The sequence below is a fragment of the Chryseobacterium sp. IT-36CA2 genome (genome assembly GCF_949767875.1).
Classification (GTDB): Bacteria; Bacteroidota; Bacteroidia; order Flavobacteriales; family Weeksellaceae; genus Chryseobacterium.
Map to the genome: position 1 here is coordinate 371,069 of NZ_CATKPG010000021.1, position 11,985 is coordinate 383,053.

Here is an 11,985-nt window from a genome sequence, read left to right on the forward strand (position 1 = left end):
CATTTCTTTTTTAACAATTAATACTTATAAAAATGAAACCAATAAAAGCATTAGGAACTCATGACATCCCGTCATTAAAGATGCCTAAAATCACCAAAATAAGTGGTCTAGGACTTTCTCCGGAAAACAAACATGCTTCTCTAGATGCAAAAGGAATTACTTACTATCATAAATTTTTAGCTTATGGAGATATAAATAAATTGGTGGATGAATATAATGATCCAAAGTTTTTAAAGTCTCATACTGATGCCGATCTATTAATTTTCTATTTACTTGGAAGTAAAAATGAATTATATATCACAATTACAGGTAGGTCTAAGGATTATAATAAATTATTAAGTTCGAAGGAAGCTTTTAAGTATGAAGGTATTAAGGATCATATTACATTTAAAGAATATATTATCAATAACATCATTAATGACAGACAGCAAGGGTTTTCCTTTTCCCACGATGAAATATCAGTTGCTATTGATGATGCAATCTCAGATTATACATTTATTACAAGCGAACAAAATACTAAGCAGGAATCCAGATTTGCTATGCCCAGCCAGGTTTTGAAAAACAAGGTAAATTTAAAAGAGCAAGGCACTATAAAAGCATTACAGGAGGTAAATAGAACTATAGCCAAAATGAGGTCCGAAGAAAAACATTCCTATAACGAATGGATTATTTCTAAAGCTGACCCCTACAATTATTTTGGTATTCACCTGAATGATAGTAAAGATATTTCTTTAAAAGACCTAAAACAGCTCATTGCCCAACTTAGAGATTATAAAAAGAATATGGGGGAACTTAAAGATGGAAGAATCACAAATATTGAAGGTATGAAATCTTTTGTAGAACAAAATCTTACTGCTGGAGGAAGTATGTTCAAATGGTTTATTGATACTCCTTTTTTCACATTAGATTTGGAAACTCGGAAAAAATATATTGAAATGTACTGTGGAGAAGAGTCTGCATTTCCAAGATTTAGTATTTCAGGAGGAATTACTAACGGAGATATTGTGGCCGCATTATTTAAAACTTGTTCTAATAAGCAGGAGCTTTTTGATATTATAATCTGTTTAGAGCAAGATGGAAAACTCTTTCATTTACTTAATAACTTAAAGTTTCAAGCATTTTCTCAAGTATGTACTATTATCACAGGAGTTTATATGACTTATGTTAAGAAAGGGGAAATGAACAAAAAATATGCTGATTCCCTTGAATTTGGCAGACAAATATTATTTGATAACAGAACCTTTGGAAATCACAATATTGAAGAATTTGATACAAAACACAACAAATTAAAATTCACAACAGATCTCAATCTTTTTGTTAAGGTTGGAAAAATGACCCTTGCCGCTCCTTTTCTATCGAATATGACAAAAGAGGATTTACAAAAACCTATTTCCTGTAATCCTCTTGATATTATAAGCATTACCCCTGTAGAAGATATTGAAAAATATAAACTAAAAAAAGGTGAAATTTATCTACTCCCAGCTTGTTTTGTGTATCTCTTATATAATGAAGAAACGTGGGAAACCAATATACTTGCTGCAGAAGTTACGATACAATTAGCCTTCTGCCTTCTTGGAGTGGGAGAAATTATGGCCGCAGTAGAAGCAGGAAGTACAATAGGAGTTGCTTATTCTACTACCGGAGTGATAATTGATGCCAGCTTTGGAGCTACTATGTTCCAAACATTCACTAAAGATCATCCCGTAATTACAAAATACATCCATTATGCAATGTGGGCACGCTTAGTAACCGATTTTATTAATGTCAAAGGATTATCACAAGAACTCAAGGCTTCAATAAATGCAAAGAAAATTAATTTTGAACCTTATGAGGCAACAATAGATGGAGTGAAAATTATAAAAGGAACAAAAAAAACCTATCAGCCTCTTTCTATTGGAGCCCTCAGTATTATTCCCCCCGCTATCCCTGCATTTTATACATTACAGGGAGGGAGAAAATTATTATTTTATTTACAAGGAATAAAGGAATCAATAACAGATGTTACCATTTTCTTTAAAGGAGCTGAAGTTTTTTCAGGCAGTAAATCCGCCGCAAAAGAATTTATGGATGCAGCTGTAGTAGTTTATAAAAATGAGGGAAAGATAGCCATGGAAGACTTCTTTTTTGCAAGACGAGCATCCGAAGATTCTAGACTTTTGCATTCGCAAACTGGAGAAACTAAAGTAGGTAAACTTATAAAAAAGAAAAAGATTACAGCATATTATTATGAGTTACATGATTACCAATTCGGCAAAAGAACGTGGCAAAAAACAGGTCTTGAAGCCCATCCCAAGGATGCATTTGAATGTAAAATACAACTAGCAAATCCTCAGGACTTCCCTTTAATTGGTAATAAAAATTATTTATATGGGGATCTTTTTATTCCTTATGATCTTACATCCGCAATACAGACAAATAAAACCGGGCTTACTGATCTTAGTCTTGGAGAAATTATGCTTAATGATGGTTACATGACATTAAGAAAAGATTTAGGACATGATATGGACGGTATTATGGGACAATGGCAAAAAAATGACGCATATATTGATTATCCTGACCAACAATCCGTAAATTTATCCCAGTTAAAATATGAAATGTTGGGAAAACCTATCACTAAAGAAAATCTGGAGGCAGCAGCACTAACTACCTTTACAGGTAAATGGGCAAAAAGTAAAGGTTTTGTAAAACCAGAGCTTTATAATTCTGCAGAGCAATTAGGTGAAATACAACAGCTAGGAGATATTGACAAAGTAACCAATATTGTATTTATCTTTAAAAAATAAAATTATGTCAGAAGAAAAACAACAAATTATTTTAGTTTCAACAAAGAACTATATTACTGAAGGTATAAAAAGTACAGAAGGCAACCGTAAGATATTATTTGTAAATCCTCAATTAAAAGATCATACTTTTTTAGAAAAAGAAGTTTTTAAATCTATTTTCGGAGAAAATTTAGGCAAAGAAGATTTATTTTTAGAGCCTGGTTCTTATGAGAATATTGTTAAGGCATATGAACATATATTACAAAACCTTTTAAAGGACGAACATAGAATACCTGAAGAATATACTAATGATAGAATAAACTATTTTAGAGAATATATAAAAGAACAGTGGGCAAATGACAATTTAACTTTGGAGGAGCAAAATAATGCTAAATATAGTGACATCTATGAAGCATTAGGTGAGTATTACATTGTATTTATGCGATCTCCTAAAAGCATGATTCCTTACAAGTTTAATAACAATTATCTACATTTTAAATCTCTTTACAACAGTGGCGCTCCACTATACATTAGTAAACTTTTAAATTATAATGATTTAGAATCTTAAAAAACTTATTATTTAAGACTTTTTTAGGATAAATAACCACATATACTTTCTCATAAAGATTTTCTTCCCATAGATAATAAGCCACAGCGTGCTGTGGCTTATATTTTTTTAAATTAAAAGCTAGCCATATTCTTGTTATACTAGTCACATGTAAAAATTGAAGAGAGTGAAAGAAAAAGATTTAACATGTGATCGTTTAGATGACGGAGGAGTTCCTATATATTATCACAATGGCAGCCCTTTTACAGGTGTTGTTTTTAAGGTACTATGATACTGGCGAACTTTTTTGTGAAGAGGAATATAAAGAAGGGTATCAGGAAGGATGGTTCAGATCTTATCATAAAAATGGTAAAAAGTATACAGAATATAAAGCCCATAACAACGTAGAATACGACGGAATTTATAAAAAATGGGATGAAAATGGTAATTTAATGGCATCCTTCTAATGAGAATATAATAGATAAAAAATAAAACACGACACGTTTTGTCGCATTAACCGCATATATTTGTCTTATAAAACTTTACCATGAATCGCAGTTCTGCTGCACCCTAAAAAAAGAGAAATGAAGAAAGATTTTTATCTGACAAGATATGCCTTAATTATAAAAAAATTAGAAAGTTCTCCAGCTACTTATTCTCAGCTGGAGCACTATCTTTTAAATTCTTTTGAATTCCAGGACGCGGGTATCAAAAGCTATTCTATCCGTACCCTGCAGAGGGATATCCGCGAGATTTCCGATCTCTTCAATCTTTCTATCCACAACAAGAAAAAAGGAGACAATCGATACTACATCGAGAGCCGCCCAATTATGGAAGTGGATGAGTACAACCAAAAGTTACTCGAATCTTTTCAAGTAAGTAACGCCATGAATACCCACCCCGATTTTTCAGATTTTATCTTCTTTGAAAGTCGTAAACCTACCGGTGTGGAAAATTTTTATGATCTGTTCTTCGCCATCAGAAATAAAAGAGTGGTAAGCTTTGAGCATTACAATTATAAAAATAAACTGATGACCTCCAGAAAGGTGCACCCTTTAGCCTTAAAAGAATCCAAAGACAGATGGTACCTGATCGCTATTGATACAAAAGATAAAGTTTTAAAATCATTCGGACTGGACAGGATCAACTATCTGGATGTGGCTAAAAATCAGTTCAGAGAAAAGTATAAATACAACTTCAGAGAGCATTTCAAAAATGCATTCGGAGTGATGAATCTTGCAGAGCAGAAACCACAGAATATTGTATTAAAATGCAGCCGTCATCAGGGAGAATACATCAGAAGCTTTCCTCTTCATCAATCACAGAAAGAGACCAGAGAAACTCCGGAAGAAATCGTTTTTGAATTCTTCCTCCATCCTACTTATGATTTTATGCAGGAAATTCTTTCCTTCGGAAAGGAGGTTACTGTTCTGGAACCGAAAGGTTTAGTTGATGACATTCGCAATCATTTACAGGAATCTTTGAATCGTTATCTGGAAAGCTAATAATAAACAGCAAATGTCATATTTTTTGTTATATTTACATAAATATACCCTTATTGAAAACTTTATTTATTAGCATCAGCTGCTTTATTTCTTCCTTTTTACTGTCACAGCAAAAAGAAGAATTCAGAATTGTAAAAAACTATTACAACCAACACAGAAATATGCTGAATAAAGAGTTCAAAAAAAAATTTGATGCAGAATCCAACAACGTAAAGAAAATTGAAATAAAGGGAGATTTTCTTTTTTTCATGAAAAAAATGGACAGCATTGAAAACAATGCCTTAATTGGAGCCTTGCTAAAAGTCAGAAACCAGGAAGACCTTCAAACTATCAAAAATCCTAAGTTAACCTCATCAGAAAAATTTCCGAATGCAGAAAAGATTGCAGATTATCCCGGAGGGCTCAATTCTTTGAGACAGGAAGTGGCCAACCTGCTGTATATTGACGGGGTATATTCTGAAGAAAAAATGGTGAAAACAGATGTTGCTTTTATTGTAGAAAAAGATGGAACAGTCAGCAATGTTCATGCACAGGGTGATAATTTCACTTTCAACAGACAAGCGGAAATTGCATTATATTCTCTTGCAGAAAAGTTTTCCCCGGCAATGATAAAAGGTGATCCCATTACCTACTGTTTCAAGCTTCCTTTAACTTTATCCATGACTGATTAAAATGTTTACTGACGAATACTACATGAAAATGGCTCTGCAGGAAGCAGAAGCCGCCTTAGAAAAAGATGAAGTCCCTATTGGCTGTGTGGTGGTTTCTAACAACCGTATTATCGCAAGAGCCCATAACCTCACCGAAACACTAAACGATGTTACTGCCCACGCTGAAATGCAGGCCATCACCTCAGCAGCTCATTTTCTTGGGGGTAAATACTTAAAAGACTGTACTCTTTATGTAACGATGGAGCCCTGTGTGATGTGCTCTGGTGCACTTTCGTGGTCCCAGATCTCAAAAGTAGTGATTGGCGCACGGGATGAGCAAAGAGGATTCATCAACAAACACCTTTCTCTGCATCCGAAAACCGAAATTATTACTGGAATCATGGAAGCCGAGTGTTCTTCTATTGTAAAAGATTTTTTCAAAAGCAAGAGATAGTTTCTTATCAAAATATTATTTTCACAACAAAACAACAAATTCAATAAAATATACATATTTTATTGAATAATTAGTTATATTTGACTACAACTAATATAAAATACCATGAAAAAAATTAACAAGAAAAGAAACCGCAAAAATTAATGGCGGTATCCGTCCGGATCAATGTTTTTATATTGACGACAATGGTGCAAGAAAAGTAGGATGCAAAAATTTCCCATTCCAGGATGATAGTGGCATTTGGGTATATCCATTAAAAGAATGTGATGCATGCCTTGGCGGACTTTAAAATGTTCATAAAATAATAGTAAATAAAAAAGCCAGAGAATATGACATTCTCTGGCTTTTGTTTTATAGAATACGGAACCAGTTTCAGATTCCGTGCAATCAGTCTTTAAAAATGGAATATCTCACAATATCAAAATATTCTCCGTCTTTCTTCATTTCCTGTTTTAAAATAGCTTCCTGTTCCATTCCTATTTTTTCCATTATTCTTCCGGAAGCTGGATTGTGAAGAAAGTGAGTGGCAAAAATCTTATTGAACTCCAGTTTTTTAAATCCAAAATCTACAATTGCTTTTGCTGCTTCGGTCACAAATCCTTTATTCCAGTAAGGAATCCCGATCCAGTATCCCAGTTCTGCTTTATCATCGTCTCTGTAATGCAGCCCGATTGCTCCTATGATCTGACCTTCCTTATTCCTGATCGCAAAAGTATATCCTGTATGATTATCAAAAGCTTCTTTTGACATTTTCACCCACGATCTGGCATCATTTTCCACGTATGGATAAGGAATATTAGAGGTAAGATCAGAAAAAATCCTATGCTGAAGATATTCAGTGATAGAAGGGATATCCTTTTCTTCCAGTTGGGAAAGGGTAAGTCTTTCGGTTTGTATGATGGGAAATTTTTCCATGATAGTAAAATTAAGGTTGAGGTTAAGACTAAAGTATTCGCTGGTCTCAACCTCAACTTTAATCATTTTAATTTATAAATCTTTTCCAAGGAAATAAAGACCTTTTAAGGTGTGGAGTCTGTCCATTACATGAATTTTATCTGTCAGAGGTTTATAGACATGAGAAACACCCCCAGTTGCCACCACAAAACATTCATCATTCACTTCTTCATTGATACGGCTTACAAAACCTTCTACCATTCCCAGGAAACCATACACCATTCCGCTTTGCATACACGTTACCGTATCCAGTCCTAAAACAGTTTTAGGCTTTTTCAGTTCGATGTCCGGAAGCTGTGCTGTTTGATTAATTAATGAATTCAGAGAAGTAACAATTCCCGGAGCAATGATTACCCCTAAAGTTTCTCCTGTTTCAGCAACACAACTTGCTGTAAGTGCGGTTCCAAAATCTATGACAATCTTCTTTCTGTTGGGATACAAATTGTGTGCGGCCACAAGGTTTGCATAGATATCCGTTCCCATCTGTTTGGATTTTGCCTGAACTCCGGAAGGAGTTGACCTATCCACAATTACAGGAGTCGTCCCGTGAATTTTTTTGATCCCGGAGCTCATTACTTTGGTAAGCTGAGGTACCACAGACCCAATAATAACCTTATCAATTTCTTTGGGATCAATTTTATAGGTTTGATAAAGCATCAGCATCTGTACGTAAAGCTCGTCTGCTGTCCTGTAGGGTTTTGTATTGATTACCCACGAAATATCACAATTATCACCATTGAAAAGACCAAATCTGATATTGCTGTTTCCTACGTTTATTACAATTGAATTCATTGACATATTTTTCAGAAGAAATTCATGATATATAACTGAAATTCCTGCTTAATTTTGAGGCAATAAATTTAATAATTTTAAGAAAAAGAACCTGCCATTATCCAACTAAATTATAATGACACACTTATTTTTTCTTTCTTGGGAACAAATCAGTATATTTAATTGCGCAATACTATTATTCTAAACATCTCATGAAAAAACTGATCCTCGGCACTCTATTATGTCTTAGTGTCTCTATTTTTGCACAGTCTGGTAACTCAATGGCAAGTGTTTTACAAAACATAAAGAGCCATTCAAAAATTGACCCTCAAGATAAGGTTGTTTATGATCTGATGGATGAGTTTTATCAAAAAAATCTTCAGGCTGACAATGATGAAGTGACTCCCGAACTTACCCACAGAATTCAAAAGGCAGTTTCTGATCCTAATACCAAAAATATACACCTGCTTTATCTTCTTCTAATGTATCAGCAGCATATCAGCCAGACAGTAGCAGAAGGAAAAAATTCAAATCCTGTATTTCAGATTGAAACCATGAATCTTCTGGAAAGTGAAACAAAAGAAGTGTATGGAAAACTCCCGGCAATCATTTATATTTTTAAAGCGGAAGCATTAAATAGTGGCAAAAAAAGGGATGAGGCAAAAATTACCGTTGCCAATGGATTAAAAGAATATCCTGACTCTATTCCTTTAAAGGTTTATAGTTACTTAAACACCAAGGATGAAGCGTTGAGGCAGGATCTTATCAAAAATCACCCACAGCACTGGATGGTACAGCAATTTGAAATAAAATAAAAAAATCCACAGATAGGTCTGTGGATTTTTATTTATAATAGGTGATAATAATTATTTTACTTCAACAAAATTGTTTTCCATATTCACATCTGCAATTCTCTGGCTGAAATCAATTCCAAGAGCGGTTAATTGAGATTTTGTGTAAGGAATAGTAAGCGTGTATTCTTTCTGTGTCCAAGGCCAGTAAGGCATTGTTTTAAAATCGCCATAAATATCCTTTTCTTTCCAAGTATGAGTCATATTCATCGGAATCTGATAAGTAACAATCTTCTTATCCGTAGTCACCACTCCAAAATCAATAGGCATTGGAACCTGTCCATTATTAACTAAGGTAATGGTAGTCGATTTTGCTTCGTATTTTACATCTTTAATCCCATAATCAATGGTCTTGGTTGTATTGATCCAATAATTATGGAACCACTTCAGATCCATCCCGGAAACTTTCTGTGCAATGTGAAGAAAATCTCTGTCTGAAGGGTGCTTCATACTCCACTGATCATAGTATTGCTTTAAGGTTTCTGCAAGATTCTGCTCTCCCATAATATATCCAAGCTGTACCAGATATAATTCACCTTTTACGTAAGATGCAAAAGTATAAGACGTTCCGTTATCATGATGGTCTCCTAACCAAACAGCAGGTTCTTCAATTCCTCTTTTAACGAATTTTCTGTAAGCATCCAGTCTTTCCATAAAAGGATTCGGCAGATCTTCCGGGAATAACTGATACATGGTATATCCTTCCGCATAGCTTGTAAACCCTTCATCCATCCATGGGCGTACAGACTCATTAGTGGCAAGCATCTGCTGGTACCATGAGTGAGATCCTTCGTGAGCCATTAAGCCTAATAAATCTTTAACGCTTTTCGCTTCACCTAAAATCATAGTACACATTCCGTACTCCATTCCACCATCTCCACCCTGGATAAATGCGTATGTAGGATACACATATTTTCCAAAGTGAGAGTTCATAATCTGAAAATACTTGGTGATATAAGGCTGTGATTCTCCCCACGCTTTTGTTTTATCATTTTTCTGATAAACCAAATATACTTTTGGACCTTCCGGAACATTGAAACTTTCTACTGAATAATCTCTGTCTGCACTCCAGGCAAAATCAAGAATGTTTTTTGCAGTCCATTTCCAGGTTGCTTTCTTATCTTTTTCGGCTTTTATTTTAGCATTGGCATCATAGCCTTTTACATCAGTAGGATTCTCCAGGATTCCTCCTGCCCCTACTACATAATCTTTATTGATTTTAATGGTAACATCAAAATCCGAGAACGGTGCATGAAATTCTCTTCCCAAATAATCAAAAGTTGCCCAGCCGTCATAATCATACTCTGCAATTTTCGGATACCATTGTGTCATGGTCATATCCACTCCTTCTCTGTTATTTCTTCCACTTCTTCTAATCTGCTGAGGTATCACAGAGTCCCAATCCATCGTAAATGTAGTGGTAGAATTTGGTTTGATAGGTTCTGCCAGATATACTTTCATAATGGTTTCCTGAACTTCAAATTTCAGGTCTTTTCCATTTTGTTTAATCCAGTGAATATTCTGAGCGCCTTCCTGATCTTTTGGAATGGAAGCCAATCTTGAGATACCGTCTTTCTGAAGTCTTCCATCACCATTTTTGCCCTGAGAAGCTACTCTCTGATCCATCATAGAATTAGGTTTGAAAGCATTCCAGTATAAATGAAAATAAACCACATTCAGCTCATCTGGTGAATTGTTGGTGTATTCTAAAGTTTGTTTTCCCTGATAGGTAAATTTTTCAGCATTGACATCAATATCCATCTTGTACTTCGCAGCCTGCTGATAATAAGCTCCTTGCTGAGCCTGAAATTGTGAAATGATAAACGCAAAAATGATTGCAGCCGATTTTCTCATTTAAAATTTTATTTTTTTTAAAGGTAGGTAATTTAAACAAGAACCTCAAATAGGAGTTATTTGAAGATTTTAATCTGTTTATTATGGTTTTAGATGGATTTTAATCTGGATTGTTAAATTCTTTTTTAACCCTTCACAAAGATCACAAAGCCTACAAGAATAGTATTATCTGTTTTTCAAAAGTTTTTTGATTAAAGTAATCTGCCCCAGATGATAGTAGCTGTGCTCAATCATTCCATCAATATTTCTTCGATAAGTTCCATATTTTTCATCAACAAAAACCTCATCAAGCTTAGAATCGGGCATTTGTTCCAGTAATGCAGCGAACTTTTCAGAATCTGTCCAGAGTTTATTCAACAGCTCTTCCCATTGTTGCTGAGATTCTATAGGTGGCAGATCAAAGCTGAATTGGTCTTTAATTTCAAGATTACCGCCTTCAAAAACATTGACAATTCCTGCAATATAATAATGGATGTGAAAAGTCAGCATGGCAATGGTATTCAAAGCATCCACTTTTATCACCGCTTCTTCCCAGGCAATATCTGAAAGCTGATCTTTAAAATTGGTATTGGCAATCCAGAGACCATCCAGCAATACTTCTCTGAATCTTTTTGATAATTCTGACACTGAACTCATGAATAGCTATTTATTTTTCTAAAGATAAGTAATTGGGTAATAACTTCTAAACTCCGCAGACTTTGTAGATAGCAAAAAAATGTCAGCTTTTTAGAAAACTGACATTCATATCGAGAATTCATGATGATAACATTCCCTACAATTATAAAAAGCATAAAGCTGATTATTTACTAATTCGTTACGCAGAAAATTTTCTTCCACTTTGTGATTGTATTTCTGCTAAGGTTAAAATAACTCGCCAGCTCAAGGTTATTCATGTTATTCTTTTTTTGAAAGTCCAGTATTTTCAGAATCGCAGATTTACCATAAGAGCGGTGTTTCTGATTAAGATTTTCTATCTTTTTATCTGCTTTCCCAAATATTTTCTGATTAAGCGTTATGATATCTATTTCTGATAGATTTTCTTTTTGCAGTAAAGGAAGGCACGCTGCTTTTTTCTCAGGATATTTGGCATCAAGAATATCCATGAAGATTTGCTGATAATTGATAGTAGATTTTTTCATAGTAATTTTATAGGCTTAGGCTTAAATATTTGCTGTTTTTCTATATTTTTCTATCCATTTGTAAAGGGTTGTTTTAGGTATTCTGTAATCGTCTATTACCTGAAGTTTTGTTTTCTTTCCACTTTCAATAAGTTCAAGGACAAAATCTATGATTTCTCTGGTGTAAATATTCTTCCTGAATTGAGGAAGGGCCGTCTTTTTGTGGCTGCTCTTTTCAGAAGAGGGCGGGGCATATAATATCAGATGCTGTGTATAAATTCTAAAAAAATCGTATTCCAAAAGTTTACTCCAACGGAGTAGAACCTCAGCATCTAAACTTTCGGCTTCATACATCTTGTTTATTTCTTCAGTTGAACATTTCATAAAGCTACAGATACGGGATATATCCATTCCACATTCTGTAATTCTTTTCTCAATCATCTTTCCTATATGTATTTCCTTAAAATTTGTCATTGTACGACTTTTTAGATTATTAAAAAGATGCAGCCTTCAATTTTC

The 11,985-nt window shown here is 34.2% G+C and carries 13 protein-coding genes; 7 read left to right on the plus strand and 6 right to left on the minus strand.

Features of this window, described 5'->3' with window-relative positions; all coding sequences use genetic code 11:
* Positions 1–32: 32 nt before the first annotated feature.
* The 6 genes from ACM6F9_RS13150 (at position 33) to ACM6F9_RS13175 (ending at position 5,918) form a co-directional block, all read left to right on the plus strand.
* Positions 33–2,783, plus strand: coding sequence for a hypothetical protein (locus ACM6F9_RS13150; protein ID WP_414846133.1), 2,751 nt, complete (start codon positions 33–35; stop codon positions 2,781–2,783).
* A 4-nt stretch (positions 2,784–2,787) separates the two neighbouring features.
* Positions 2,788–3,330: a hypothetical protein gene (locus ACM6F9_RS13155; RefSeq protein WP_414846134.1), complete on the plus strand. Its 543-nt coding sequence runs from the start codon at positions 2,788–2,790 to the stop codon at positions 3,328–3,330.
* Positions 3,331–3,560: 230 nt separating this feature from the next.
* Positions 3,561–3,776: a hypothetical protein gene (locus ACM6F9_RS13160; RefSeq protein ID WP_414846135.1), complete on the plus strand. Its 216-nt coding sequence runs from the start codon at positions 3,561–3,563 to the stop codon at positions 3,774–3,776.
* Between the two features lie 117 nt (positions 3,777–3,893).
* Entirely contained in the window at positions 3,894–4,814 is a 921-nt protein-coding gene (locus ACM6F9_RS13165; protein WP_414846136.1) for a helix-turn-helix transcriptional regulator, read from the plus strand.
* Positions 4,815–4,867: 53 nt separating this feature from the next.
* Positions 4,868–5,485 (plus strand): energy transducer TonB, encoded by a 618-nt coding sequence (locus tag ACM6F9_RS13170; RefSeq protein ID WP_414846137.1) that lies wholly within the window; start codon positions 4,868–4,870, stop codon positions 5,483–5,485.
* A gap of 1 nt (position 5,486) precedes the next feature.
* Positions 5,487–5,918 (plus strand): nucleoside deaminase, encoded by a 432-nt coding sequence (locus ACM6F9_RS13175; protein ID WP_414846138.1) that lies wholly within the window; start codon positions 5,487–5,489, stop codon positions 5,916–5,918.
* 387 nt (positions 5,919–6,305) lie between these two features.
* Here the strand turns inward: ACM6F9_RS13175 and ACM6F9_RS13180 are convergent, their stop codons facing one another.
* On the minus strand, positions 6,306–6,833 hold the full coding sequence (locus tag ACM6F9_RS13180; protein ID WP_414846139.1) for a GNAT family N-acetyltransferase: 528 nt from the start codon (positions 6,831–6,833) through the stop codon (positions 6,306–6,308).
* A gap of 72 nt (positions 6,834–6,905) precedes the next feature.
* On the minus strand, positions 6,906–7,664 hold the full coding sequence (locus ACM6F9_RS13185; protein WP_414846140.1) for a type III pantothenate kinase: 759 nt from the start codon (positions 7,662–7,664) through the stop codon (positions 6,906–6,908).
* 191 nt (positions 7,665–7,855) lie between these two features.
* Here ACM6F9_RS13185 and ACM6F9_RS13190 point away from each other — a divergent pair, with 191 nt between their 5' ends.
* Positions 7,856–8,458, plus strand: a complete 603-nt coding sequence (locus ACM6F9_RS13190) for a hypothetical protein (protein ID WP_414846141.1) — start codon at positions 7,856–7,858, stop codon at positions 8,456–8,458.
* A gap of 51 nt (positions 8,459–8,509) precedes the next feature.
* Here ACM6F9_RS13190 and ACM6F9_RS13195 read toward each other — a convergent pair whose 3' ends face one another.
* From ACM6F9_RS13195 to ACM6F9_RS13210, 4 genes are all read right to left on the minus strand, one after another.
* Positions 8,510–10,348 carry a M1 family metallopeptidase gene (locus ACM6F9_RS13195; protein ID WP_414846142.1) on the minus strand — a complete coding sequence of 613 codons (1,839 nt, stop codon included), beginning with the start codon at positions 10,346–10,348 and terminating at the stop codon, positions 8,510–8,512.
* A 165-nt stretch (positions 10,349–10,513) separates the two neighbouring features.
* Positions 10,514–10,984: a DUF1572 domain-containing protein gene (locus ACM6F9_RS13200; protein WP_414846143.1), complete on the minus strand. Its 471-nt coding sequence runs from the start codon at positions 10,982–10,984 to the stop codon at positions 10,514–10,516.
* A 170-nt stretch (positions 10,985–11,154) separates the two neighbouring features.
* A complete protein-coding gene (locus tag ACM6F9_RS13205) occupies positions 11,155–11,487 on the minus strand; it encodes a helix-turn-helix domain-containing protein (RefSeq protein WP_414846144.1) in 333 nt (110 codons plus the stop codon).
* Positions 11,488–11,508: 21 nt separating this feature from the next.
* Complete coding sequence (locus ACM6F9_RS13210; protein WP_414846145.1) at positions 11,509–11,940, minus strand: transposase; 432 nt, start codon at positions 11,938–11,940, stop codon at positions 11,509–11,511.
* Positions 11,941–11,985: the final 45 nt, after the last annotated feature.

What these genes read in the sequence shown, in the direction of transcription:
- ACM6F9_RS13150 (WP_414846133.1), top strand. Translation starts at nt 33, where the DNA reads ATGAAACCAATAAAAGCATTAGGAACTCATGACATCCCGTCATTAAAG.
- ACM6F9_RS13155 (WP_414846134.1), top strand. Translation starts at nt 2,788, where the DNA reads ATGTCAGAAGAAAAACAACAAATTATTTTAGTTTCAACAAAGAACTAT.
- ACM6F9_RS13160 (WP_414846135.1), top strand. Translation starts at nt 3,561, where the DNA reads ATGGCAGCCCTTTTACAGGTGTTGTTTTTAAGGTACTATGATACTGGC.
- ACM6F9_RS13165 (WP_414846136.1), top strand. Translation starts at nt 3,894, where the DNA reads ATGAAGAAAGATTTTTATCTGACAAGATATGCCTTAATTATAAAAAAA.
- ACM6F9_RS13175 (WP_414846138.1), top strand. Translation starts at nt 5,487, where the DNA reads ATGTTTACTGACGAATACTACATGAAAATGGCTCTGCAGGAAGCAGAA.
- ACM6F9_RS13180 (WP_414846139.1), bottom strand. Translation starts at nt 6,833, where the DNA reads ATGGAAAAATTTCCCATCATACAAACCGAAAGACTTACCCTTTCCCAA.
- ACM6F9_RS13185 (WP_414846140.1), bottom strand. Translation starts at nt 7,664, where the DNA reads ATGAATTCAATTGTAATAAACGTAGGAAACAGCAATATCAGATTTGGT.
- ACM6F9_RS13190 (WP_414846141.1), top strand. Translation starts at nt 7,856, where the DNA reads ATGAAAAAACTGATCCTCGGCACTCTATTATGTCTTAGTGTCTCTATT.
- ACM6F9_RS13195 (WP_414846142.1), bottom strand. Translation starts at nt 10,348, where the DNA reads ATGAGAAAATCGGCTGCAATCATTTTTGCGTTTATCATTTCACAATTT.
- ACM6F9_RS13200 (WP_414846143.1), bottom strand. Translation starts at nt 10,984, where the DNA reads ATGAGTTCAGTGTCAGAATTATCAAAAAGATTCAGAGAAGTATTGCTG.
- ACM6F9_RS13205 (WP_414846144.1), bottom strand. Translation starts at nt 11,487, where the DNA reads ATGAAAAAATCTACTATCAATTATCAGCAAATCTTCATGGATATTCTT.
- ACM6F9_RS13210 (WP_414846145.1), bottom strand. Translation starts at nt 11,940, where the DNA reads ATGACAAATTTTAAGGAAATACATATAGGAAAGATGATTGAGAAAAGA.